We start from the raw sequence: 24290 nt of genomic DNA, 5'->3' as shown, positions 1-24290 counted from the left end.
CCCGCCCCTGTCCGAAACCCGCGGCTCCGCCCCGGACCCCCGCTCCTCGAACACCACAGGGGCCGGGCTTTCCGGGGCAGCGCCCCGGCTACCGCCTCGCCCGCCGGGCCTCCCGCACTCGCCGCAGCCGGTTGACCGTCACCGGGTCCGCCTCCAGTGCCCGCCGGTCGTCCAGCAACGCGTTCAGCAGCTGGTAGTAGCGCGTCGGCGAAATCCCCAGCCCCTCGCGGATCTCCCGCTCCTTCGCCCCTGGCCCGGGCCACGACCGCCGTTCCACGGCCAGCACCGCACGCTCCCGCTCGGAGAGCCCCGGCTGCGTCGTGTCCGGGGTCTCCGCACCGGCGGAGTCGTTCTCGGAGGCGGTCATATCAGCCAACATAACGCCCGCGCCTCATCCCGCTACTCCGCCTCTTCCGCCGTCGCCGCCCCCCGGGCGATCTCGGCCAGCACACCCGCCGGACTGCCGCCCGGCTCCACCGCCTTACCGATGTCCTGCTTGACCAGTTCGCTCGTCCGCGCCCACGACGTCTTGCCGACGGGGTAGAACTCCGAGTTCGGCAGCGCCTCCAGGAACTTCCGAAGCGGCTTGTGCTTGGCGTCCGTCTCCATCAACTCGGACGCGCTGTCGGTGACCGGGAGCAGGTCGTACTCGTCGGCGAAGGCCACCACATTCTTGTCCTCGAACATGTAGTCGAAGAATTTGCCGATGGCCTCGTGGTGGTTGTTCTGCTTGAAGCCCATGATCCAGTCGGCGACGCCCATCGACCCCTCGGTCGGGCCGTTGATGCCGGGCAGCGGCACCATGCCGACCTGGACGCCCTTCTTCTCGGCCTCCTGCATCAGCGTGGGGTGCCCGTTGAGCATCCCCACCTTGCCGCTCGTGAACGCGTCGAACGCCTGCGCCCGGTCCAGCTTTCCGGGGGCCACGGGGCCGACCAGCCCCTTGTCGACCAGGTTCGTCTTCAGCCAGTCGAACGTCTTGACGTTCTCGGGCGAGTCGATGTCGTACGAGCCGACGTCGTCCGTGTAGCCGCCGCCTCCACTGAGCAGCCACATCATGGTCTCGGCCTGGGACTCCTCCTGGCCGAGCGGCAGCGCGAACGGGTAGGTGACGCCACGCTGCTTGAGCACCACGGCGTCGTCACGGATGTCGTCCCAGGTCTTCGGGGCGTCCAGGCCCGCCCGGCTGAAGTACTTCTTGTTGTAGAAGAGCAGCCGGGTGCTGGCGACGAACGGCAGTCCGTACTGGGTCTGGTTGTACTGGCCCGCATCGGCCAGCCGCGGCAGGAAGTTCGCCTGCGTGCGGATGGCGAGCATGTCGTCGGCGCTGTAGAGCTTCCCGGCCTTGGCGTAGTCCGCGTAGGCACCGATCTGCGCGATGTCCGGGGCCTGCCCCTTCTTCACCATGTCGGCGACCTTGCGGTCGACGTCCTTCCAGGAATAGACGTCGACGTCGACCTTGATGCCCTCGTGGGACGCCTCGAAGTTCCTGGCGAGTTCGTCCCAGTACTTCTTGGAGCTGTTCGCCGCGCTGTTGCCGTAGTCGGCCGCGACGAGTTTGAGGGTGACGTCCCCCGCTGCGCTGCCGGTGCCACAGCCCGACAACGTCGCCGCCATGCCGAGTGCGGCTACCGCCGCGGTCAGTCCCAAGTAGTGCCGCTGCACAGCCAGTCCATCCTCATCGATTCGGTGACCACCCGACCGTCCGGATGAGCTGCGATTTTTACCCATGTCGCCAAGGGAGGTCTACACCAGAGAAGTATCGCTTCTGCAACGTAACCGGACCTGTGTCCGGATGGTCCGGGGTGTCATTGCACGGGAACGGGACCCGCTGTTAAGTACATCTCGGCACACGGCACTTCATGGTCCGTACCTTTCCGTGCCGGCTGTTCTGCACCGCCCCGTCGTTATCGTTCCCCCACGCACCGAGGAGCCGTCCAGCATGTCCCGTACCGCATCAGAGATTGCCACCCAGCCCGGCTGCTGGCGACGCGCCGCGGAGGCGGGGGCCGAGTTCGACGGACTGCCGCGGCCGGGTGAGCGGGTCGCCGTCACCGGGTGCGGCACCTCCTGGTTCATGGCGATCGCGTACGCGGCGCTGCGCGAGGCGGCCGGGCAGGGCGAGACCGATGCGTTCGCCTCCTCGGAGTTCCCCGCGGGGCGTCCGTACGACCGGGTCGTGGCGATCACCCGCTCCGGCACGACGACCGAGGTCCTCGACCTCCTCGGTGAGCTGCGCGGCAAGGTGGCCACCGTCGCGCTGACCGCCGACCCGAGGACGCCCGTGATGGATGCCGCCGACGCCGTGGCCGTACTGGACTGGGCGGACGAGGAGTCGGTCGTCCAGACCCGGTTCGCCACCACCGCGCTGGCCTTCCTGCGGGCCGGCCTGGAGGCGGCGGGTCCGCTTCCGGCGGGGGTGAAGACGGTCGCCGAGGCAGCGGTCGACGCGGAGCTCGCGGTGACGGAACCGCTGGCGGAGGCGGTCGTCGCGGCCGAGCAGTGGACATTCCTGGGGCGCGGCTGGACGTACGGGCTGGCCCAGGAGGCCGGGCTCAAGATGCGCGAGGCAGCGGGCGCCTGGACCGAGTCGTACCCGGCGATGGAGTACCGCCACGGACCGATCTCGATCACCGGGCCGAACCGGGTCGCGTGGGTGTTCGGTGCACTGCCCGAGGGGCTCGCGGGCGAGGTCGCGGGGGTCGGCGGCACGCTGGTGGCCCATGCCACGGCCGACCCGATGGCCGACCTGATCCGGGCCCAGCGGCTCGCGGTCGAGATCGCGGAGTCGAAGGGGTACGACCCGGACCACCCGCGCAATCTTTCCCGCAGCGTGATCCTCACGCCCTGAGCCGTCGGCCGCGCCGACCGCCCGCGTCACTTTGTATGGATGCGCAACAAACAGCGATAGTGGACTAGACCTATCGGGGTCCGGCGGGCGAAACTGTTTTCCGTGAAACACGTCATCGCCCTCGATGTGGGCGGCACCGGAATGAAGGCCGCCCTGGTCGGGGCCGACGGCACCCTGCTGCACGAGGCCCGGCGCGCGACCGGCCGGGAGCGCGGACCCGACGCCGTCGTGGAGTCCATCCTCGCCTTCGCCGCGGAGCTGCGCGCCCACGGCGAGGAACAGCTCGGCGAGAGTGCCGCCGCGGCCGGTGTCGCCGTACCCGGCATCGTCGACGCGGAGAACGGGATCGCGGTCTACGCCTCGAACCTCGGCTGGCGCGACGTACCGATGCGGGACAAGCTCGGCGAGCGGCTCGGCGGGGTGCCCGTCGCGCTCGGCCACGACGTCAGGACCGGCGGCCTCGCCGAGGGCCGGATCGGCGCGGGCAAGGGCGCCGACCGCTTCCTCTTCGTGCCGCTGGGCACCGGTATCGCCGGGGCCATCGGCATCGCGGGCAGCATCGAGGCGGGCGCGCACGGGTACGCGGGCGAGATCGGGCACATCGTGGTCCGGCCGGACGGGCCGGACTGCGGCTGCGGACAGCGCGGCTGCCTGGAGACCCTGGCGTCCGCCTCCGCGGTCAGCCGGGCCTGGGCCGCAGCGTCCGGCGACCCGGAGGCCGATGCGGCGGACTGCGCGAAGGCCGTCGAGTCGGGCGATCCCGCGGCCGTGCGGGTCTGGCGGAACGCGGTCGACGCGCTCGCCGCCGGGCTGGTCACCGCGCTCACCCTGCTCGACCCGCGCACGCTGATCATCGGTGGCGGGCTCGCCGAGGCGGGGGAAACCTTGTTCGTACCACTCCGTGCGGCCGTCGAGGAACGCGTCACGTTCCAGAAACTGCCCCACATCGTCCCGGCGGCCCTCGGGGACACCGCCGGATGCCTGGGCGCAGGGCTGCTCGCCTGGGATCTTCTCTCCACGGAGGTATCCGCCTGATGGCCGGACGCGCAGACAGCACGGTTCTCGCAGGGGCCAGGGTGGTTCTTCCCACCGGGACCGTCGAGAACGGGCGGGTGATCGTCGAGGGCACCCGGATCGTCGGCAGTGCACACGAAGGCGCCCGGACCGTCGATCTGACCGGCCACTGGGTCGTGCCCGGCTTCATCGACATGCACAACCACGGCGGCGGCGGCGCGTCCTTCACCTCCGGCACCGTGGACGAGGTCCTCACCGGCGTCCGCACCCACCGCGAGCACGGCACCACCACCCTGGTCGCCTCCACCGTCACCGGCGAGATGGACTTCCTCGCCCAGCGGGCCGGCATCCTCTCCGAGCTCGTCGAGCAGGGCGATCTGGCCGGAATCCACTTCGAGGGCCCGTTCATCTCGCCGTGCCGCAAGGGCGCGCACAGCGAGAAGCTGCTGCGCCACCCGGACCCGGCCGAGGTCCGCAAGCTGCTGGACGCGGCTCGCGGCACCGCGAAGATGTTCACCCTGGCCACCGAACTGCCGGGCGGCATCGAGTCGGTACGGCTGCTCGCCGAGCACGGGGTGATCGCCGCGATCGGGCACACCGACGCGACGTATGAGCAGACCGTCGAGGCGATCGACGCGGGCGCCACCGTCGCGACCCACCTGTTCAACGCGATGCCGCCGCTCGCCCACCGCGAGCCCGGCCCGATCGCCGCGCTCCTGGAGGACGAGCGGATCACCGTCGAGCTGATCGACGACGGTACGCACCTGCACCCGGCCGCCCTGGAGCTGGCCTACCGCCACGCGGGCGCCGCCCGCGTCGCGCTGATCACGGACGCGATGGACGCGGCCGGCTTCGGTGACGGTCAGTACCAGCTGGGCCCGCTCGCCGTCGAGGTCAAGGACGGCGTCGCCCGGCTCGTCGAGGGCGGCTCGATCGCGGGCTCCACGCTCACCCTGGACACCGCGTTCCGCCGGGCCGTCACCCTCGACAGGATCCCGGTCGACGACGTCGTGCAGTCCATCTCCGCCAACCCGGCGCGCCTGCTCGGCGTCTACGACAAGGTCGGCTCGCTGGAGCCGGGCAAGGACGCCGACCTGGTCGTTCTGGACGCGGACTTCACACTGAAGGGCGTCATGCGCAAGGGCGATTGGATCATTGAGCCCCATCTTGGGTGATTCGGCCCATTATTGACGACCGGTCGAATACGTAACGAAGAGAAGGCGGTTGGCCCCGAGGTCTGGGCCGACCGCCGTCTCTTTGGCATGATCGCTTCGTAAACAGCAGGGAAAGCGCGTTCTGGCAAGGGATCCGCGCTCCGGCACGGATCGAAGGGGTGACCGAGGTGATCCTCACGGTCACGCTGAACACGGCACTCGACCTGACTTACGGCGTACCGGCGTTGGTCCCGCACACCAGCCACCGCGTCGGCGACATCTCCGAACGTCCCGGCGGTAAGGGCCTCAACGTGGCCCGGGTGCTCTCCGCGCTCGGCCACGAGACCGTGGTCACCGGCTTCGCCGGAGGCGCCACCGGAGCCGTCCTCCGGGACCTGCTGGCCGGCCTCCCGCCGCGCGACGCACTCGTCGCCGTCGCCGGGAACACCCGCCGCACGATCGCCGTCGTCGACGCGTCCACCGGCGACACCACCCAGCTCAACGAACCGGGCCCGCTCGTCACCGCCGGCGAATGGGCCGCCTTCCTCACCACGTACCGAAAGCTCCTCGCCGAAGCCGACGCGGTCGCCCTCTGCGGCAGCCTGCCGCCGGGCATCCACGTCGGCGCATACGCCGAACTGGTCCGCCTGGCCCGCACCGCCGGCGTCCCCGTCCTCCTCGACACCAGCGGCGAACCACTGCGCCGGGGCATCGCCGCCCGCCCCGACCTGATCAAGCCGAACGCCGACGAACTGGCCCAGCTCACCGGCTCCCGCGAACCGCTGCGCGCCACCCGCGACGCCCGTCGCCGCGGCGCGCACGGCGTCATAGCCTCGCTCGGCGCGGACGGCATGCTCGCCGTCACACCCGACGGCACCTGGCGGGCCGCACCGCCCTCCCGGGTCGCGGGCAACCCGACCGGAGCGGGCGACTCCGCGGTGGCCGGGCTGCTGTCCGGGCTCGTCGAGGGCCTGAGCTGGCCGGACCGGCTGCGCAGGGCGGTGGCACTGTCAACGGCGACGGTGCTGGCCCCCGCGGCCGGGGAGTTCGACCGGGCGGCGTACGAGGAGCTGCTGTCGCGCGTCGATGTCGAGGAGTACGCACCGACGACGGCCTGAGCCGCGGAACCGCCCGGCACCATCCCGCACCATCCCGCACCATCAGAAGTCTCAGGGGGCAGCATGCCGCTCGTCAGCACCGGTGAACTCGTCTCGGCGGCCCAGGCCGACCACCGCGGGATCGCCGCCTTCAACGTCATCACGCTGGAGCACGCGGAGGCCATCGCCGCGGGCGCGGAGCGCGCCGGGGCGCCCGCCATCCTGCAGATCTCCGAGAACGCCGTGAAGTTCCACGGCGGCCGGCTCTCCGCCGTCGCCGCCGCGGCGGCCGCGGTCGCCCGCGCCTCCAGCGCGCCGCTGGCCCTCCACCTCGACCACGTCGAGTCCGTCGACCTGCTGCACCAGGCGCACGCGGAGGGCTTCGGCTCGGTGATGTTCGACGCCTCGAAGCTCCCGTACGAGGAGAACGTGCAGGTCACGGCCGACGCGGTGGCCTGGGGTCACGAGCACGGCATCTGGATCGAGGCGGAACTCGGCAAGGTCGGCGGCAAGGAGGGCGAGGCCCCGCTCGACGCCCACGCCCCCGGCGTCCGCACGGACCCGGCCGAGGCCGCCGCCTATGTCGCGGCGACCGGGGTGGACGCGCTGGCCGTCGCGGTCGGCTCCTCGCACGCCATGACGGAACGCACCGCCGCCCTGGACCACGCCTTGATCGGGCAGCTGCGCGACGCGGTCACGGTCCCGCTGGTGCTGCACGGCTCCAGCGGCGTCCCGGACGACGAGATCCGCCAGGCGGTCGCGTCCGGCATGCGCAAGATCAATGTGGGCACGGCCCTGAACACGGCCTTCACGGGCGCGGTACGCGCCTACCTGGACGAGAACCCGACGGGCGTCGACCCGCGCAAGTACCTCGTCCCGGGCCGCGAGGCGATGGCCGCGACGGTGGCGGGATTCCTGGCGCTGATGGGCTGAGGAGCCACGAGGCGGCCGGTACGGAAGAGCCGGCACAGAAGAAACTGCCCTACGTCCTTGTCCGAACCGTCGTGGTTCGGAAGAAGGCGTAGGGCAGATCGGTTCCGGGAGTGCTCAGCCCTTCGCCGACGTGACCTCGAGCCAGTCGAGAATCACGTCGCACTGGTTGCCGGTCTCGCACGAGATCTTGATCTCGTTGTCGCCCTGGTTCAACGTCACCGGCGCCCACGTGGTCTGCCAGTTCTTCTCCCAGTTCGGGTCCGAGGACTTCACGAAGTTCTTCAGACCGATGGGCTGGCTGTTGGCCTTGCCGTTGACCGTCAGCGTGGCGTTGGCGTCCTTGGCCGGGATGGCGTACCGCACAGTCAGCCGGTAGGACCCCGCCGTCTTCATGGACGCCTTCCAGGTCACCGAGGACCCCGGCTGGTTGAAGCCGGTGACGTACACGCCGTCCGCGCCCTCGGCGCCCTTGATGGTCTTCTCGACGGTGGCCGTGCCACCCAGCTTCAGCGTCGCCGCGTCCTGCTTCGGCAGCTCCACGGGAGCTTCGGAGGCCGCGCCGGTGTCCTCCGGGTTCGGGGACTCGTCGACCTGACCGGCGGCACCGGCCGAGGTGGCGGCCTCGTTCTTCTTGTCGTCGTTGCTGTCGCCGGTGATCAGCGCGGCACCGATGCCGATGACCACGACCGCGACGACGGCGACCGCACCGATCAGCAGACCCCTGTTGTTCGGACCGCCCTTGCCGGTGCCACCGGTCCGGCCGTGGCCGCCCTGCGCCGCGACCGGTGCGGTGGGCGCGCCGCCGGGGTAGGTCTCGGGGGCGGCGTACTGCGCGTTCGGCCCGCCGTAGGGCGCCTGGGGCTGACCGTACGGTGCCTGCGGCTGACCGTACGGCTGCTGCTGCGGCACCTGCTGCCCGTACTGGCGCTCGCCGACGGTCCGCACCTGGTTGTACGAGGTCCTCGGCACGCCCGGCTGCGAGGCCGGACCCGGGTAGCCGTATCCGCCCTGCCGTGGCGCCTGGGCGCCGGCCGCCTGTCCGTCCTCGTACAGGTAGCCGAACGGATCGTCGTCCTCGGGTGTGCTTGCGCCGTTGTTCCCGGCCGTCATCCCTGGGTCACTCCTCACCATGTCGCCAGCCGTCGCCGAAAATCGCCAGCCGTGGCCGACCGGCCGAGCCTACCTCGAACGGAGCACACCAAGAATTGCCGTCGGCCTCCGGGGCCACTCACGGACCGTGGCGGGGGTACGACAACGGATGCCGGAACGGACCTGTCGTGAACGTCAGCCGGCCCTGCGGTGAACCTTCGACCGGGACCGTTTTTCCACGTACATCCGCTGATCGGCGGAGCGCAGCACCTCTTCGACGGTCATGCCGCAGCCGGCCCAGCCGATCCCGAAGCTCGCCCCGACCCGCACCGCGCGGCCATCCACCCGAATGGGCGGAATAATGGCGTTTCGCAGACGTACCGCCAGATCCGCGGCGTCTGCGGCACCGAGCCCGTCCGCGAGGACGACGAATTCGTCACCCCCGAGCCGCGCGACGGTGTCGCCGTCGCGCACACAGGTGGTGAGCCGGCGGGCGACCTCGATCAGGACGGCGTCACCTGTGTGGTGCCCGAAACGGTCGTTGATCGACTTGAAGCCGTCGAGGTCGCAGAAGAGGACCGCGAGCCCCTTCGCCCCGTCGTCGCTCTCGCCGTCGGGTGCCACGGCGTGCACATGGTGGTCGTACGGGCCGCCGGCCACCGCGTCGGCCTCGAAGCCGTCGGCACGGAAGCCGTGCACGCGGCCCTCCGCGTCCTCGACGTCGCCGTACGCCGCGTCCAGCGCCTCCACGGCGGTGGTGGCCGCCGCGTGCGGACGCTCGCACAGCCGGGCACTGAGCCGCGCGCGCAGCTCGGCGCTGTTGGGCAGTCCGGTCAGCGCGTCGTGCGAGGCGCGGTGCGCCAGATGCAGCTCGTGGCGCTTGCGCTCCTCTATGTCCTCCACGTGGGTGAGGAGGAAACGCGGGCCGTCGGCGGTGTCCGCGACGACGGAGTTGCGCAGCGACACCCAGAGGTACGAGCCGTCCCGGCGTCCGAGCCGCAGCTCCGCGCGGCCGCCTTCGGCGGACGTCCGCAGCAGGGTGCCGACGTCCTCGGGGTGGACCAGGTCGGCGAAGGAGTAGCGGCGCAGCACGGAGGCGGGGCGGCCGAGCAGCCGGCACAGGGCGTCGTTGGTGCGCAGCAGCCTGCCGTGCTGGTCACCCCCCATCTCGGCGATGGCCATGCCGCTGGGGGCGTACTCGAAGGCCTGGCGGAACGACTCCTCGCTGGCCCTCAGCGCCTGCTGTTCGCGTTCGAGCCGGACCAGGGCGCGCTGCATGTTTGCTCGGAGTCGGGCGTTACCGATCGCAATGGCCGCCTGCGACGTGTACATCTGGAGAGCCTCGCGGCCCCACGCGCCGGGGCGGCGGCCGTTGCGCGGGCGGTCGACGGAGATGACGCCGAGGAGGTCCTGACCGCCCCCGGACGCGTACATCGGGGCGTACAGCCGGTCCTGCGGGTGCCACTCGTCCTCGAAGCGGGGTTCCGGCCCCTCGGTGTGCCACTGCGGCACGTCGTCGTCGAGCAGGACCCAGCCGTCGGTGTGCGGTATGAAGCGGAGCCCGTCCCAGCACTCCCCCATGGCCAGGCGGCGATCCCACGAGGTGCGGGAGCCGACGCGGCCGGTGATCAGGGCTTCGGCGGCGGAGTTGCCCGCGAAGGCGGCGACGACGAGATCACCGTCGGGACGGACGAGGTTGACGCAGGCCAGCTCGTATCCGAGACCGGCGACGATTCCGTCGGCCACGGTCTGCAGTGTGTCGGCCAGGCTCCGCGCCGTATTGAGATCGGCGACGGCCTGATGCAGCTGCCGCATCGTCGCTAGACGGACGTACGGCTCCGACTCGGCCTCCATTGCGCGCACTCCCCGAGACCTCGACAGCACTCCAGGTTTCATATCGACGTACTTGTTCGCAGTGTCACCGCCACTGAATCACAGTGAGCTGTGCACCCGGTACACAGGGTCAACAAATATTGCGCCCTGTGACTCAAGTCACAACAGATGATGAAGGGTTGTGAGCAGCGCACCGAGGTGACCCGTCCGTTTCTTGAACGCAAATCTGTACGTTGCAGTACGTTGCACCGCGCCGTCCCGGCATGTCCCATCGGCCCGCAGTCCTAGGACCCCTCTGGTCCCCTGGCCCGATGCGGTGGCCCGCGACCCGCGGCTAGCGTTCCCGTTGTGTTGCAGACGAAGCCCCCCACCCCGCGGTCCGAGCCCATCCCCCATGCTGAGGGGGTGAGCAACGACGAGTTCCGCGGCGCCCTCGCCCGGCTGGCCGCCGGCGTGGTCCTGATCACCGCCCAGGAGCCGCCGCTCGACGAGAACGGGCGCGGCGAGGACGTCGGCATGACGGCGACCGCCTTCATGTCCGTGTCGCTGGACCCGCCGCTCGTCCTGGTGAGCCTGCGCAACGGCTCCCGGATGGACGACCTGCTCGACGAACAGCCGCTGTGGGCGGTCTCCGTGCTGTCGGAGAGCCAGCGGCACATCGCGGGACGGTTCGCGATGAAGGGCCGGATCAGCGACCGGCTGCTGTTCCAGGACATCCCCTATGTAAGGGGAGAGGTGTCGAGCTCACCGCTGGTCGGCGGGGCGCTCGCCAGCCTGGAGTGCCGCACGGAGCAGCGGGTGCCCGCGGGCGACCACACGCTGGTGATCGGACGGGTGCTGAGCGCGGCACTGCCGAGCGCGGACGGCGGGCCGCTGACGTACTTCCAGGGGCGCTACCGGCAGCTGGGCTGAACCCCGGCGTCCGGGTTCACCAATCGCGGCCGGAGCGGCCGCGCTTCGTGTCGCCGCGCTGCTTCTTCTCGCGCAGCCGGCGTTCGTTGATCCCGCGCGGGATCCTGGTCTTGCGGCGCGGCTTGGGGGGCGGCGCCGTGGCTTCGGCCAGCAGGGAGGCGAGGCGGACGAGGGCGGTCTCGCGGTTGCGCCACTGGGAGCGGTGCTCCGACGCCCGCACCGTGACCACGCCGCCCACCAGCCGGCTCTCCAGCCGCTGGAGTGCCCGGTCCTTCCACACCTCGGGAAGCGCGTCGGTCGCCGCGAGGTCGAAGCGGAGCTCCACCTGGGAGTCACTGGTGTTGACGTGCTGACCGCCGGGCCCGGAGGACCGCGAGAATCGCCACATGAGCTCGGCCTCCGGCAGGGAGACCGAACCGCGGATGACATAGGGCCCGGACATGACACCCATGTTCCCTGGCCGCCGCCCCTCCCGTCACCTCCTTTTGCCGCATCCGGTCACCCGTTCGGCCGACGGTTCGGTAAAGAAAGTAAAGGGAGCAGGAACCTCCCGGTCCTCTGCCTGCGTTATGACGTGTGACGGTAGCTTCGTGATGGCACGAAGCCCGCACACGACGATGAAAGGGACTTCCCATGGCAGTAAGCCTGTCCAAGGGCGGCAACGTCTCGCTCACCAAGGAGGCCCCGGGCCTGACCGCCGTCACGGTCGGCCTCGGCTGGGACGTCCGCACCACCACCGGCACCGACTTCGACCTCGACGCCTCGGCGATCGCGGTGAACCCGGGAGGGAAGGTCGTCTCCGACGGCCACTTCGTCTTCTTCAACAACAAGGCGACCCCGGACCAGACCATCGTCCACACCGGTGACAACGTTACGGGCGCGGGCGAGGGCGACGACGAGCAGATCAACGTCAACCTGGCGGGCCTGCCGGCCGACGTCGACAAGATCGTCTTCCCGGTCTCGATCTACGACGCCGAGACCCGCAGCCAGAACTTCGGTCAGGTGCGCAACGCGTTCATCCGCATCATCAACCAGGCCGGCGGCACCGAGATCGCCCGCTACGACCTGAGCGAGGACGCCGCCACCGAGACCGCGATGGTCTTCGGCGAGCTGTACCGCAACGGCGCGGAGTGGAAGTTCCGCGCCGTGGGCCAGGGCTACGCCTCGGGCCTGCGCGGCATCGCCCAGGACTTCGGCGTCAACCTCTGACGCAAGAGGGTTCATGGCCTGACCTGACGGACGGGTGCCCCCGGTCGATTCCTTCGGCCGGGGGCTCCCGTCTGTCATGCCGTCAGACGACCACGTCCGACCGCATGCGCACAACGGACGACAGCATGACCTCACCGACGGACCGGACCCGATCGAACAATTGACGCGCGCCCGTCCGACTCGGCGCGTCGTCCGGCCGTTCCACGGCCGGTCGCCCTGAGGGTGGCCGCCCTACGGGTGGCCGTGCGCGCGGCAGCGCACGGCGGCACCGCGCGCCCGCATAGGCTGCGCCGCATGATCATCGAACCGCTGCTGCCGGTGGCCGGCGCGCTTCCCGGCCCGCTGCTCGCCGAACTCACCGCGCTCTACGCGTCCGATCCGACGTTCCAGCAGATCAGCGGCGACTTCCCGGACCCCCACGACATCCGGTCGGAACAGGTCGCGGCCTCGCTCACCGAGGAGCTGGCGAACCCGGACACCGAGGTGCTGCTCGCCCGGTCGCAGGGGCGGTTGGTCGGCGTGGCCATCACCCTCGCGCGCCATCCGGACCCGGCCGACCCCGACCCGTGGATCGGGCTGCTCATGGTCCACGCACGGCAGCACCGCTCCGGTTACGGGCGACAGCTGGCCGGGCTCGTCGAGGGGCGGTTCCGGGCAGTCGGGCGGGACGGAATCCGGCTGGCCGTCCTGGACAACAACCCCAAGGCGCTCGCCTTCTGGACAGCGCTCGGCTACGAGGTCATAGGCCACCGGCGCGACCGCCAACTGGGCCGCCCCTGCGCGGTGTTGCGCAAGCCGCTGAAGCCTGCCGAATAACGGACACGAGAGCATCCCAGTCGGACAAGAAGTGGTCAAATTAATGTGAGGTAATTGTCGGCACACCGTCAAATTCGGTCATGCGGTGGCACGCTCTGCGCTCGTAACCCCCCACGGAACGAACAACGGAGAACGCATGACCCTCCACATGAACACCCGTCGCGCCGCAGCCCTGGCCGCCGTGGCCGCGATGGTCGTCGTCGGCGTGCAGTCCGGTGCGGCGACCGCAGCCCCGGGCAACGCCCACGACGGCGCCTCCGCCACCCGTACCACCGGCACGTCCGGCGCGAAGACCGCGATCGACCCGAACACCGCGTCGGAGCGGACCGCCGCGATCAAGTCGGCCCAGTCGGACGCCTCTTCGACGGCCGACGCGCTCGGGCTCGGCAGCCAGGAAAAGCTGATCGCCCGCGATGTGATCAAGGACGCCGACGGCACCGTCCACACCCGCTACGAGCGCACCTACGCCGGACTGCCGGTCCTCGGCGGCGACCTCGTCACCCACACCACCGGCAGCGGAAAGCTCAAGAGCGTCACCAAGGCGAACAACGCCCGGATAACGGTGCCGTCCACGACGCCGAAGGTGAAGACCGCGGCGAGCGCCCGCAAGGTCGTCTGGGCGGGCAGCGGCAAGCCCGTCCTCGCCTTCGAGACGGTGCGGACCGGCGTGCAGAAGGACGGCACGCCCAGCAGGCGTCACCTCATCACGGACGCCGTCACCGGCAGGACGCTGCACAGCTACGAGGCGATCGAGACCGGCGTCGGCAACAGCCAGTACAGCGGCAAGGTCACCCTGTCGACCACCGCGAGCGGCTCCGGCTTCGAGCTGACCGACGGCGACCGCGGCGGTCACAAGACGTACGACCTGAACCAGGGCGAGAACGGCACCGGCGCGCTCGTCACCGACGACGACGACACCTGGGGCGACGGCACCGGCAACGACCGGCAGACCGCCGCGGTCGACGCCCACTACGGCGCCGCCATGACCTGGGACTTCTACAAGTCCGCGCTGGGCCGCAACGGCATCGCCGGCGACGGCAAGGCCGCCTACTCCCGGGTCCACTACGGCAACGCGTACGTCAACGCGTTCTGGGACGACAGCTGCTTCTGCATGACGTACGGCGACGGCGCCGACAACAAGAGCGCCCTCACCAGCCTCGACGTCGCGGGCCACGAGATGAGCCACGGCCTGACCGCGGCGACTGCCAAGCTCGACTACGCAGGCGAGTCCGGCGGCCTCAACGAGGCGACCAGCGACATCCTCGGCACCTCGGTCGAGTTCTTCGCCGACAGCAGCAGCGACGCCGGCGACTACCTCATCGGCGAGAAGATCGACATCAACGGCGACGGCACCCCGCTGCGCTACATGGACAAGCCGAGCAAGGACGGCGGTTCGGCGGACTACTGGAGCGCCGGCGTCGGCGACCTCGACGTCCACTACTCCTCCGGCGTCGCCAACCACTTCTTCTACCTGCTGTCCGAGGGCAGCGGCCCGAAGACCATCAACGGGGTGGACTACGACTCCCCGACCGCCGACGGCTCGACCGTCACCGGCATCGGCCGGGACAAGGCAGTCCAGATCTGGTACAAGGCGCTCTCCGCGTACATGACCTCGTCCACCGACTACGCGGCCGCGCGCACGGCCACGGAGAAGGCGGCGACCGACCTGTACGGGGCGGGCAGCCCGGAGCTCGCGGCCGTGGACGCCGCCTGGTCGGGCGTCAACGTGAAGTAGTTCCCGGCGGGTTCCCGGGGCCGGTCAGCTCCTTTCCGGGGCGGGCCGGCCGTCGCCGTACAGCCAGGTGTTCCACAGATCCGTCAGGTCCTTCCCCGTCGTCCTCTCCACATACGCGGTGAAGTCGGCCGTCGACGCGGTGCCGTACCGATGGGCCTTCGTCCAGCCCGCGACGAGCGCGAGGAACCGCCGGTCGTCGTCGACCGCCTGCCGGATCTTGTGGATCACCATCGCCCCGCGCTCGTACACCGGGGGCCGGGAAATGTCCGCGGCCGTCGGCGGATGGGCAGGCGGGAACGCCCAGTTGGCATCGCTCGCGAATGCGGCGTCGAAACTGCGCCGGACGGGAACGCCCTCCTTGTCCGCCTTCCACAGCCACTCCGCGTATGTCGCGAAGCCCTCGTTGAGCCACATGTCGCGCCAGCTGGCGGGCGTCACGGAGTCCCCGAACCACTGGTGGGCCATCTCGTGGACGAGGAGTCCGACGGTCGGCGGCCCGGGGAAGTACGGCCGGTTCTGGGTCTCCAGCGAATACCCGGAGTCATGCAGGCGGTCGACGATCGCGCCGGTCGACGAGAACGGGTACGGGCCGAAGCGCTCGGCCTCCCACCGCACGACCTCGGGGATCCTGGCGAGGGTCCGGGCGCTCGCCGCGGCCGCCTTCGGGTCCACGGCCGTGAACACCTTGATGCCGTCGGGGGTCGTCGACGCCTTCGTGTCGAAGCGGCCGACGGCGAGCGTCGCGAGATAGCTCGCCATGGGTTCGGCGGTGTGCCAGTGGTACGTGGCGGTGGCGCCGGAGGCCTTCCGGGACGTCAGTTCGCCGTTGGAGACGGCCGCCAGACCTCGGGGGACGGTGGCCGTGAGGTCGTACGTCGCCTTGTCGCTCGGGTGGTCGTTGCCGGGGAACCAGGCCATCGAACCGACCGGCTCACCGAGCGCGACCGATCCGTCCGCCGTCCTCAGCCAGCCCTCCTTCGACCCGTCCGGGTCGGTGAGGGTCAGCGGGGAACCGGAGTAGTGGACGACCGTACGGAAGGTCCTGCCCTTGCGCAGATGGCTCTCCACCTCGGCTGCGGGGCGCAGCGTCAGCTCGCGGCCCGCCCGGTTGACGGCGGCCGGACGCCCCTCGACCTGCGCGGACTCGACGGTCAGCCCGGCCAGGTCGAGGTTGAAGGCGCTGAGGTCCTGGGTGGCGCGCGCGGTGATCACGGCGGTGGAGCGGATCCGCCGGGCGGTCGGGTCGACGTCGAAGGTGAGGTCGTAGTGCGTGACGTCGTACCCGCCGTTGCCGGCCTTCGGGAAGTACGGGTCGCGCAGACCGGCGGCGCCGGGAGTGCCCTCCACACCACCGATCCCGCCGGTGCAGCCGGCGGCGAGGGAGACGACGGTGGCGGCGACGAAGGCCAGGAACAGGGCGGTGGGGCGCACACATCGATCCTATGTGCGGAATGTCGGTCTGACGGATCGGCGGATGCTCACCTCGGGTCCCGGCTCCGCAGCAGCACCGCGATTTCCGCGAACCCGCGCCGCTCCGCATGTTCCAGCGCCGTCACCCCGTCGCCGTCCGGCAGACCGGGAGTCGCGCCCCGCCGCCAGCAGCAGTTCGACGATCTCCTGGTGCGCCCGGCCGCCGTCGCCCAGGATCACGGCCTCCAGCAGGGCGGTCCAGCCGAGCCGGTCGACGTGGTCGACGTCGATGTCCGTGACGCGGAGCAGCTCCCGTACGTAACCGACGTGGCCACGCTCGCTCGCCGGGATCAGCGGGATGCCGCCGAACCGATTACGGAGCTTCAGGTCGGGACCGGCCGGCAGCAGGGTGTGCAGCATCGCGACGCTGCCGGTGACGCCGGTCGCCGGCCAGGGACTGTCCTCGCGCCGGTCCTGCGCATCGGGATCCGCACCCGCCTCGACGAGCAGCCGCGCGACTTGGACGTGGTCGCCGTGCACGGCGAGGAGCTCGGCGTCGACACCCGTGCGGGCGCCGTGTCCGTGGCGAAGGAGCAGCGGCTGCTGCCGTGAGCCGGGCCGCCCGCGGTGAGGACCGCCGCAGCGCCCTGGCGCCCGCAGTCCCGGGGCAGTGGTGCACCCACCGCTCCGGCGTCGACGCACCCCCGGGCATGACACCATCGAACTGTGCTCGACATCGGCTACTCCCTCTCCCGACGCTTCCCCGATCCCCCGCAGACCGACTACCGCCGCGCGGACGCCCGCGCCCTGCGGCACGATCTCTTCTCCGGGGACGTCTACCTCGCGGACACCAAGGCGGACCGCGAAGTATCCACAGCCTGGGGATGGGTTCCCGTACTCGACTTCGCCTGGGCACTCTGCGACATCGTCGAGCAGATCGACCAGGACCCCCGCGGCAGCCGCTCGCACCGGCGGCAGTTCGCCGAGCTCGACTTCACCGAATCGTCCGACCGGATGCTCTTCGAGCGCCGCTTCGGCTGGGTCGACGTCGAGGCCGACTGGATGCCTGGCGACGAGCCCCCGCTCACCTTCAGCCACTCCCTCCTGCGCCGCGAGGCCCGCGACTTCCTGCACGACCTGATCGCGGACCTCGCGGACATGCACGAGGGGCTCGCCGACAACCCCGTGATCTGGGACCTCCAGGCCCGCTTCCCTCGCGTCTGACCTGCCCCGGAGGACCGCAGCAACCTTCTACACCTCCACCCGCACCCCGATCTGTGCCGCGAAGGCCGGCGCCAGCTCCATCAGCTGCAGCGGGCTGATCACCGCCCCCGCCAGCCGCTCCACCCCCCGTGCGATGTCCAGCTCGGCGGCCGTCCGCAGATCCACCGCGTCCATCCGCGCGGAGCTGAAGTCGGCCCGCTTCAGCACACAGTCCCGGAACTCCACCCGCACCAGCTGCGCGTCCCCGAAGTCCGGCTCGGACAGCACACAGCCCTCGAAGACCACGTCCGTCAGCCGCGCCTTCCGCAGATTCAGGTAGTCGATCTTCCCGCCGCGCACATGCACCCGCTCCAGCACCGCACCGTGCAGCTGCACCCCGCCCAGCCGTGCGTCCACCACCTCGACATCGCGCAGCGACGCCCCCGCGAGGTCGGTGCCGACACCCCGCACCCCCGTCAGCACCGAGTCGATGAAACGGGCCCTGACCAGCTGAGTCCGGTCGAGACCGCACCCCTCCAGCGCGCAGTCCATGAACCGCGCGCCCGGCCCCGACCCGTCCGCGAGATCCACCCCCTCGAACCGCACACCGTCGTAGTCGCCGTCCGGCTCCAGTCCCTCCCCGTCGTACGGAACGAGCGGCGGCAGCCGCACCTCCGGCCGCCGCGCCGCCGCCACGACGCCCTTCCCGCCCCCGCCGTCACTCCTGCTGTTACGTGCCATGGGCCCCATCGTGACCCACGCCACTGACAACGCCCCGCACCGATGTCACACATCGGTGCTTCCGGCCGTCCCCTCCATGACGCCTTCTTTCGACCGAAGGGACCGGAAGACATGCAGCGCATCCACATCATCGGCGGCGGCCTCGCCGGGTTCACCGCAGCGATCACGGCCGCCGAGTCCGGTGCCCTGGTGACCGTCCACGAGGCCCACCACACCCTCGGCGGCCGCGCCAGGACCGCCGAAGGCCCGTATCGCACCAATGACGGCCCCCACGCCCTCTACCGCCGTGGACCGCACTGGACCTGGCTCGCGCAGCGCGGCCTCCTCGGCCCGACCGCTGCCGTGCCGCTGCGCCAGGCCGGCAAACTCCGCTTCCGGCTGGGCGGCGCCCTGCGCAGGACCCCGCCCCTCGCCCTCCTCCGGCTGACCCGCCGCCGTGCCGAACACGCCCCCGTCGACACCGATTTCCGCACCTGGGCCACCGCTCAGGTCGGCGAGGTGGGCGCCCGCACGGCCGCGCATTTCGCCGCTGTCGCGCTGTACCACCACGACCCCGGTTCGCTCTCCGCCGCGTTCGTCCAGGAGCGGCTGCGCCGCGCCGCCGCACTGCCGCCCGAGGCCCGCTACCCGGTCGGCGGCTGGGCGCAGGTCATCGACCGGATGGCCGCGCGCGCCTGGAACCTGAGCGTCCGGATCGAGACGGCGACGCGGATCGACCCGAGCGCCCTCGACGGCCTGGCCCGCAGCGGCCCGGTCGTCGTCGCCACCTCCCTCGACGCCGCCCGCGGCCTGCTCCGCGACCCCACTCTGACGTGGGACAGCGGAAGGACCGCCCTGATCGACCTGGCGCTGCGTACCCGGCGCGGCGACGCGTTCGCCGTCTCCGACCTGGACGCCCCCGGCTGGACGGAACGCTTCAGTGCCCAGGACCGCACCCTCGCCCCGGCGGGCCGACAGCTCGTCCAGGGCCAGATTCCCGTCGCCCCCGGCGAGTCGAAGGCGGCCGGCATCGCACGGGCCGAAGACCTCCTCGACCTCGGCTTCCCGGGCTGGCGCGACCGCGTCGAGTGGCGGCGCGAGGCCCTCGCCACCGGCCGTACGGGCGCGGTCGACCGCCCCGGCACCACCTGGCGGGACCGGCCCGCCATCGACCGCGGCAACGGCATCTACCTCGCGGGCGACCAGGTCGCGGCGCCCGGACTGCTCAGCGAGGTGTCGTTCAACAGCGGAATGGAGGCCGCCGTGCTCGCACTCGGAGCGAGCGAACAGCCACGGCCGACCGGTCGGCCACTTGACCTCAAGCAGAGTTGAGGTCGGAGGGTGAGCTCCCACAGCCATTCGACCCGGGGAGCCCGCCATGCACGCCGTCCGCCTCCACACCTTCGGCCCCGCCGAGAACCTCACGTACGAGACGACCGACGACCCCGTACCCGGCCCCGGCCAGGTCCGTATCGCCGTCGCCTCGGCGGGCGTGCACCTCCTGGACACCGCCCTGCGCGAGGGCATGACAGGCCCCTTCCCGGCCCCCGCCGAACTGCCCACCGTCCCCGGCCGGGAAGTCGCCGGAACGGTCGACATGCTCGGCGGGTCCACCGACCCCGGACTGCTCGGCAAGCGCGTCGTCGCCCATCTCGGCACGGTCCCCGGCGGTTACGCCGAACTCGCCGTCACCGACGCCGACAGGCTCCACCGGATCCCGCCCGGCCTCGACGAAGCCGAAGCCGTCGCCATGATCGGCACCGGCCGCACCACACTCGGCATCCTGCAGTTCACCGACCTCGGCCCCGACTCCATCGCCCTGGTCCCGGCCGCCGCGGGCGGCATCGGCACCCTGCTCGTGCAGTACGCCAAGAACGCCGGGGCCACCGTCATAGGCCTGGCCGGCGGCCCCGCCAAGACTGCCGCGGTCAGGGCCAACGGCGCCGACCTCGCCGTCGACTACACCCTCCCCGACTGGCCCCGGCGGGTCCGCGCCCACCTGGACGGTCTCGGCCGCCGCGCCACCGTCGTCTACGACTCCGTGGGCGGCGTCACCGGCCGCGCGGCCGTCGACCTCCTCGGCAAGGGCGGGCAGCACATCGTCTTCGGCTGGTCCGGCGAAGGACTCCACAACGGGTCCCCGCTCACCTTCACCGACGAGGAACTCGCCGAACGCGGCATCACATCGCAGAGCGTCCTCGGACCGGCGATGACGCAGAAGGCGGGCGGCCTGCGCGTCCTCGAAGAACGCGCGCTCGCCGAAGCCGCCGCCGGACGGCTGCGCCCCGCCGTCCAGCGCTTCCCCCTCGCCGCAGCTGCCGCGGCCCACCGCGCCCTGGAGACGCGCGGCACGATGGGCAAGGTCGTCCTCGTGCCGTAGGAGGTGTCCGGCAGAGGTCAGCCGCCGAGCTCCGCCAGTGCCCCGTCCGTCAGCCGGTACACCGTCCACTCGTCCTGCGGCTGCGCACCCAGCGACTCGTAGAAGGCGATGGACGGGGCGTTCCAGTCCAGCACCGACCACTCCAGCCGCTCGTAACCACGCTCCACACAGATCCGCGCCAGCTCCGTCAGCAGCGCCTTCCCGTGCCCGCCACCGCGCCGGTCCGGTCGTACGTACAGGTCCTCCAGGTAGATGCCGTGCACCCCGCGCCACGTCGAGAAGTTCAGGAACCACAGCGCGAAGCCGACGATCTCGCCGTCCTCGTCGGACTCGGCGATGTGCGCGTACGCTGCGCGCCGCTCACCGAAAAGTGCCTCGCGCAGCTGCTCCTCGGTGGCGTTCGCCTCATGGAGCGCCTTCTCGTAGTCGGCGAGCTCGCGGACCATCGCGTGAATGACAGGGACATCGGCAGCGGTAGCAGTACGAATCATGAGGGCAGCGTAAACACGCGTCCGTCCTGTGAGCTGCTCGCCCCTGCCCCTCCCTCACTCACCCCGCCCCAGCAGCTGCCGGGCGATCTCCACCTGGTCCGGCGGCAGCCGGTGTTCGCCCTCCGCCACACCCCAGAGGCCGTTCTGCAGCGCCCGCCCCAGCGTCCAGGCCCGCGCCCGCTCCCGGTCCAGCCCCAGCACCTCCGTCATCAGATCGAACCGCCACCGCACCGCCGCCGCGTCGAACCGGTTGGCCAGGGCGGGCATCAGATCGAACCCGGGGTCCCCGGCCAGCGGCTTCGGGTCCAGTGCGATCCACTCGTGCGCCCGGCCCTCGTCGGCCCGGCCGGCCAGGATGTTGTCGTAGTGCAGGTCCCAGTGGATCAGCCGGTCCCCCGGTTCGCCCGCCACCTCCCGTACCGCCGCGGCGCAGTCCCTCAGCAGCCGCCGTTCGTCAGCGTCCGCCAGCCCGGCCACGGCCCGCGCCACCCCGTCCAGCATCCGCTCCGCGGCATCCCCGAGCCGGCGCAGTCCGTCCGGCGCAGGTACGGACGTCAGCCGGGCCAGCAGCCCGGCGAGCACCTCGACCGCCGCCCGCTCATCGGCCACCTCCGACAGCGGCCGTCGCTCGTCCAGCCGTTCCAGCAGCATCGTGCCGGTCCCGGGGTCATGGTCGAGCAGCCCCACCGCTCCCGCACCCGCCTCGCCCCAGGCCCGCAGCGCGACCGGCTCCCCCGCTGTCTCCTCGTCCTGCGCCTGAAGCTTCAGCGCCGCCCGCCGGTCGTCCGACGCGCGCACCACCGGCAGCACCAGCGCACACACCCCGTACATCGCGGCCCCGTCCCGTCGCAGCCCCCACTCCCCCAGGAACCGGTCCGCGAGCCCGGGCAGCGCGGCCAGAAACGCCCGCCCGGCCTCCCCGTTGTACTTGGACTGGGTGGCGATCAGCGCGTCCGGAATGTCAATCACGCACCCGATCGTAGGACCGTGCATCAATCGACTATGGCCCCGAGCAGTCCCTCCCCACCCGCACGCCCGGCTCCCGCGCGAGCCGTCCGCGCCGTCGGCGCCTGGATCCGCAGCGCCCCCGGCACCTACATCTGGCTGACGATCCTCTTCGCCACGACCTTCGTCGTGCACCAGATGTCACCCGACTTCGAAGAGGACTTCCTGCGCCAGCGCTCGACCAACATCCACGAACTCGTCCGCGACCCGGTGCGCGTCCTCATCTCCAGCGCCTTCTGGATCGAAGGCGGACACTGGCTCACGTACGCCTTCCTTTTCACGGTCTTCCACGCCCCCACCGAACGCTGGCTCGGCACGCTGCGGTGGTTCGCGGTCGCCGCGCTCGCGCACGTCCTGGCCACGCTCGTCAGCGAAGGCGTCCTCGCCTGGGCCGTCCGCCACGGGCAGGCCCCCGTGTCCGCGGTCAACACCTTGGATGTCGGGGTCAGTTACGCACTCGCGGGTGTGGTCGCCGTCCTCACGTACCACGTCCCCCGGCCCTGGCGGCTGGTGTACCTCTTCGCCGTCCTCGTCGTCTACGGCGTCCCCCTGATCACCGGCCGCACCTTCACCGACCTCGGTCACTTCACCGCCGCACTCATCGGTCTCGCCTGCTACCCGCTCACCCGGGGGACGACGAAACCACCCCTCGCCCAGTAACGTCCCGCCACACAGGAACTCGGGCTTCACACGGCCCCGGGCTTCACGGACTCGGCTTCACACCGGACAAGCAGGGGCAACATGAGCACCGTCAGCACGGTCAACGGCGGAATATCGTTCTGGTACGCGGATCAGGGCACCCCCACAGCCCGCGAACCCCTGCCCGGCGACAGCACGGCCGACGTCTGCATCGTCGGCGGCGGATACACCGGCCTGTGGACCGCCTACTACCTCAAGAAGGCCGTCCCCTTCCTCAACATCACCGTTCTGGAAGCCAAGTTCTGTGGCTACGGCGCCTCCGGGCGCAACGGCGGCTGGCTCTACAACGGCATCGCGGGCCGCGACCGCTACGCGAAACTCCACGGCCACGACGCCGCGGTCCGCCTCCAGAAGGCGATGAACGACACCGTCGACGAGGTGGTACGCGTCGCCGCCGAGGAGAACATCGACGCCGACATCCACCAGGGCGGCGTCCTCGAAGTCGCTTACACCCCCGCCCAGCTGGCCCGCCTCAAGGACTTCCACTCCGTGGAGATCGCCTTCGGCGAGACCGACCGCGTCCTGCGCGGCGCCCGCGAGACCGCCGAACGCATCCGCGTCACCGGAGTCGTCGGCTCCACCTGGACCCCGCACGGCGCCCGCCTGCACCCGGTCAAACTCGTCAAGGGCCTCGCCGACGCCGTCGAAGCGCTCGGCGTCACCATCCACGAATCGACCCCAGTCACCGAGATCAAGCCCAAGCACGCGCACACCCCGTACGGCACCGTCCGCGCCCCGTACATCCTGCGCTGCACCGAAGGCTTCACCTCGGGACTCAAGGGCCAGCGGCGCACCTGGCTCCCGATGAACTCCTCGATGATCGCCACCGAGCCGCTCCCCAAGGAGATCTGGGACACCATCGGCTGGGACGGCCGCGAGACCCTCGGCGACATGGCCCACGCCTACATGTACGCCCAGCGCACCGCCGACGACCGCATCGCACTCGGCGGCCGCGGCGTCCCCTACCGCTACGGCTCCGCCACCGACAACGACGGCCGCACCCAGCCCGCCACCATCGAGGCCCTCCGCGACATCCTGGTCCGCTTCTTCCCCACCACGGCGGGTGTCCGCATCGACCACGCCTGGTCCGGCGTCCTCGGCGTCCCCCGCGACTGGTGCGCCACCGTCACTCTCGACCGCTCCACCGGCCTGGGCTGGGCCGGCGGCTACGTCGGCTCCGGCGTCGCCACCACCAACCTCGCCGCCCGCACCCTGCGCGACCTGATCCAGCAGGACTCCGGCCAGTCGGGCCCCACCGACCTGACGACCCTCCCCTGGGTCAACCACAAGGTCCGCCGCTGGGAACCGGAACCCTTCCGCTGGATGGGCGTCCACGGCATGTACGCGGCCTACCGCACCGCGGACCGCCGGGAACTCACCTCCCCCCGCGCCGGCACCGACCCCATCGCCAAGGCGGCGGACCGGCTGGCGGGGCGTCACTGACCGACGGAGATCTCGCGAAGATCTTCTGGAGATCCCGCGAACCCGCGAACGCGCGATGGCCTGAATATCCGCTTCACACGCCTTTGATCACGCGCGGCTGTGTCATGCGTCGGTCGCGGCCGGGATCGCCGGTTGAACGGGCGCGCCGGGTTCGCGAGGATGGCCTCCTATGGGATCACTCGGCATGGCAGGGGGAAGCGAATGAAGTTCGATATGGGGGCGCAGGTTCTGTCGAGTCTGACGTCGAAGTCGCGTGGTTCGAGTGATGACTTGGGCACGTTGATCCGTCAGCTGGT

At 71.1% G+C, this 24290-nt stretch carries 23 protein-coding genes and 1 pseudogene; 14 read left to right on the top strand and 10 right to left on the bottom strand.

All coding sequences use genetic code 11. The features are described from left to right. Positions 1-88 precede the first annotated feature (88 nt). Together ACIA8E_RS26390 and ACIA8E_RS26385 are read right to left on the bottom strand one after the other, a co-directional pair. The gene (locus ACIA8E_RS26390; protein WP_399301786.1) at positions 89-367 is read right to left on the bottom strand and encodes a DUF3263 domain-containing protein; all 279 of its coding nucleotides are present in this window, start codon (positions 365-367) and stop codon (positions 89-91) included. A 32-nt stretch (positions 368-399) separates the two neighbouring features. Further along, positions 400-1617 (bottom strand): ABC transporter substrate-binding protein, encoded by a 1218-nt coding sequence (locus ACIA8E_RS26385; RefSeq protein ID WP_399301896.1) that lies wholly within the window; start codon positions 1615-1617, stop codon positions 400-402. 325 nt (positions 1618-1942) lie between these two features. On the opposite strand from ACIA8E_RS26385, the gene ACIA8E_RS26380 reads away from it, so the two are divergent. The 5 genes from ACIA8E_RS26380 to ACIA8E_RS26360 all read left to right on the top strand — a co-directional run bounded on the left by ACIA8E_RS26380 (position 1943) and on the right by ACIA8E_RS26360 (position 7049). After that, complete coding sequence (locus tag ACIA8E_RS26380) at positions 1943-2851, top strand: SIS domain-containing protein (RefSeq protein ID WP_399301785.1); 909 nt, start codon at positions 1943-1945, stop codon at positions 2849-2851. Between the two features lie 102 nt (positions 2852-2953). Then, positions 2954-3886, top strand: coding sequence for an ROK family protein (locus ACIA8E_RS26375; RefSeq protein ID WP_399301784.1), 933 nt, complete (start codon positions 2954-2956; stop codon positions 3884-3886). Further along, positions 3886-5040: an N-acetylglucosamine-6-phosphate deacetylase gene (nagA, locus tag ACIA8E_RS26370; protein WP_399301783.1), complete on the top strand. Its 1155-nt coding sequence runs from the start codon at positions 3886-3888 to the stop codon at positions 5038-5040. Before ACIA8E_RS26375 ends, nagA begins: the two co-directional genes overlap by 1 nt. A 167-nt stretch (positions 5041-5207) precedes the next feature. After that, positions 5208-6137, top strand: a complete 930-nt coding sequence (locus ACIA8E_RS26365) for a 1-phosphofructokinase family hexose kinase (protein WP_399301895.1) — start codon at positions 5208-5210, stop codon at positions 6135-6137. Positions 6138-6200: 63 nt separating this feature from the next. After that, on the top strand, positions 6201-7049 hold the full coding sequence (locus tag ACIA8E_RS26360) for a ketose-bisphosphate aldolase (RefSeq protein ID WP_399301782.1): 849 nt from the start codon (positions 6201-6203) through the stop codon (positions 7047-7049). A gap of 114 nt (positions 7050-7163) precedes the next feature. On the opposite strand, the gene ACIA8E_RS26355 is transcribed toward ACIA8E_RS26360, so the two are convergent. Further along, a complete protein-coding gene (locus ACIA8E_RS26355) occupies positions 7164-8159 on the bottom strand; it encodes a CBM35 domain-containing protein (protein ID WP_399301781.1) in 996 nt (331 codons plus the stop codon). A gap of 174 nt (positions 8160-8333) precedes the next feature. After that, a complete protein-coding gene (gene cdgB, locus ACIA8E_RS26350; protein ID WP_399301780.1) occupies positions 8334-9992 on the bottom strand; it encodes a diguanylate cyclase CdgB in 1659 nt (552 codons plus the stop codon). A 384-nt stretch (positions 9993-10376) separates the two neighbouring features. On the opposite strand from cdgB, the gene ACIA8E_RS26345 reads away from it, so the two are divergent. Beyond that, positions 10377-10883, top strand: coding sequence for a flavin reductase family protein (locus ACIA8E_RS26345; protein ID WP_399301779.1), 507 nt, complete (start codon positions 10377-10379; stop codon positions 10881-10883). A gap of 16 nt (positions 10884-10899) precedes the next feature. On the opposite strand, the gene arfB is transcribed toward ACIA8E_RS26345, so the two are convergent. Continuing rightward, the gene (arfB, locus tag ACIA8E_RS26340; protein ID WP_030979457.1) at positions 10900-11325 is read right to left on the bottom strand and encodes an alternative ribosome rescue aminoacyl-tRNA hydrolase ArfB; all 426 of its coding nucleotides are present in this window, start codon (positions 11323-11325) and stop codon (positions 10900-10902) included. A gap of 191 nt (positions 11326-11516) precedes the next feature. On the opposite strand from arfB, the gene ACIA8E_RS26335 reads away from it, so the two are divergent. The 3 genes from ACIA8E_RS26335 (at position 11517) to ACIA8E_RS26325 (ending at position 14643) form a co-directional block, all read left to right on the top strand. Continuing rightward, the gene (locus ACIA8E_RS26335; RefSeq protein WP_399301778.1) at positions 11517-12092 is read left to right on the top strand and encodes a TerD family protein; all 576 of its coding nucleotides are present in this window, start codon (positions 11517-11519) and stop codon (positions 12090-12092) included. A gap of 294 nt (positions 12093-12386) precedes the next feature. Then, positions 12387-12908 (top strand): GNAT family N-acetyltransferase, encoded by a 522-nt coding sequence (locus ACIA8E_RS26330; protein ID WP_399301777.1) that lies wholly within the window; start codon positions 12387-12389, stop codon positions 12906-12908. Between the two features lie 136 nt (positions 12909-13044). After that, positions 13045-14643, top strand: a complete 1599-nt coding sequence (locus ACIA8E_RS26325; RefSeq protein WP_399301776.1) for a M4 family metallopeptidase — start codon at positions 13045-13047, stop codon at positions 14641-14643. A gap of 24 nt (positions 14644-14667) precedes the next feature. On the opposite strand, the gene ACIA8E_RS26320 is transcribed toward ACIA8E_RS26325, so the two are convergent. Together ACIA8E_RS26320 and ACIA8E_RS26315 are read right to left on the bottom strand one after the other, a co-directional pair. Next, positions 14668-16074: a M1 family metallopeptidase gene (locus ACIA8E_RS26320; RefSeq protein WP_399301775.1), complete on the bottom strand. Its 1407-nt coding sequence runs from the start codon at positions 16072-16074 to the stop codon at positions 14668-14670. A 47-nt stretch (positions 16075-16121) separates the two neighbouring features. Further along, a pseudogene (locus ACIA8E_RS26315) lies at positions 16122-16773 on the bottom strand (ankyrin repeat domain-containing protein). A 6-nt stretch (positions 16774-16779) separates the two neighbouring features. On the opposite strand from ACIA8E_RS26315, the gene ACIA8E_RS26310 reads away from it, so the two are divergent. Next, positions 16780-17277 (top strand): hypothetical protein, encoded by a 498-nt coding sequence (locus ACIA8E_RS26310; protein ID WP_399301774.1) that lies wholly within the window; start codon positions 16780-16782, stop codon positions 17275-17277. 27 nt (positions 17278-17304) lie between these two features. Here ACIA8E_RS26310 and ACIA8E_RS26305 read toward each other — a convergent pair whose 3' ends face one another. Continuing rightward, a complete protein-coding gene (locus tag ACIA8E_RS26305) occupies positions 17305-18006 on the bottom strand; it encodes a pentapeptide repeat-containing protein (protein WP_399301773.1) in 702 nt (233 codons plus the stop codon). A 102-nt stretch (positions 18007-18108) separates the two neighbouring features. Here ACIA8E_RS26305 and ACIA8E_RS26300 point away from each other — a divergent pair, with 102 nt between their 5' ends. Both ACIA8E_RS26300 and ACIA8E_RS26295 read left to right on the top strand, forming a co-directional pair. Further along, positions 18109-19308: an NAD(P)-binding protein gene (locus ACIA8E_RS26300; RefSeq protein WP_399301772.1), complete on the top strand. Its 1200-nt coding sequence runs from the start codon at positions 18109-18111 to the stop codon at positions 19306-19308. A 46-nt stretch (positions 19309-19354) separates the two neighbouring features. Next, positions 19355-20356, top strand: coding sequence for a zinc-binding dehydrogenase (locus tag ACIA8E_RS26295; protein ID WP_399301771.1), 1002 nt, complete (start codon positions 19355-19357; stop codon positions 20354-20356). 17 nt (positions 20357-20373) lie between these two features. On the opposite strand, the gene ACIA8E_RS26290 is transcribed toward ACIA8E_RS26295, so the two are convergent. Beyond that, positions 20374-20847 (bottom strand): GNAT family N-acetyltransferase, encoded by a 474-nt coding sequence (locus tag ACIA8E_RS26290; RefSeq protein WP_399301770.1) that lies wholly within the window; start codon positions 20845-20847, stop codon positions 20374-20376. Between the two features lie 54 nt (positions 20848-20901). Then, positions 20902-21840 (bottom strand): aminoglycoside phosphotransferase family protein, encoded by a 939-nt coding sequence (locus ACIA8E_RS26285; protein WP_399301769.1) that lies wholly within the window; start codon positions 21838-21840, stop codon positions 20902-20904. A gap of 9 nt (positions 21841-21849) precedes the next feature. Here ACIA8E_RS26285 and ACIA8E_RS26280 point away from each other — a divergent pair, with 9 nt between their 5' ends. Continuing rightward, positions 21850-22512, top strand: a complete 663-nt coding sequence (locus ACIA8E_RS26280) for a rhomboid-like protein (RefSeq protein WP_399301768.1) — start codon at positions 21850-21852, stop codon at positions 22510-22512. 81 nt (positions 22513-22593) lie between these two features. Beyond that, positions 22594-23994, top strand: coding sequence for an NAD(P)/FAD-dependent oxidoreductase (locus ACIA8E_RS26275; protein ID WP_399301767.1), 1401 nt, complete (start codon positions 22594-22596; stop codon positions 23992-23994). Positions 23995-24290: the final 296 nt, after the last annotated feature.

It is taken from the genome of Streptomyces sp. NPDC051664 (genome assembly GCF_044453545.1).
Lineage (GTDB): Bacteria > Actinomycetota > Actinomycetes > Streptomycetales > Streptomycetaceae > Streptomyces.
The sequence above is the reverse complement of the archived record's forward strand: the minus strand, read 5'-3'. Positions and strand labels throughout refer to the sequence as shown.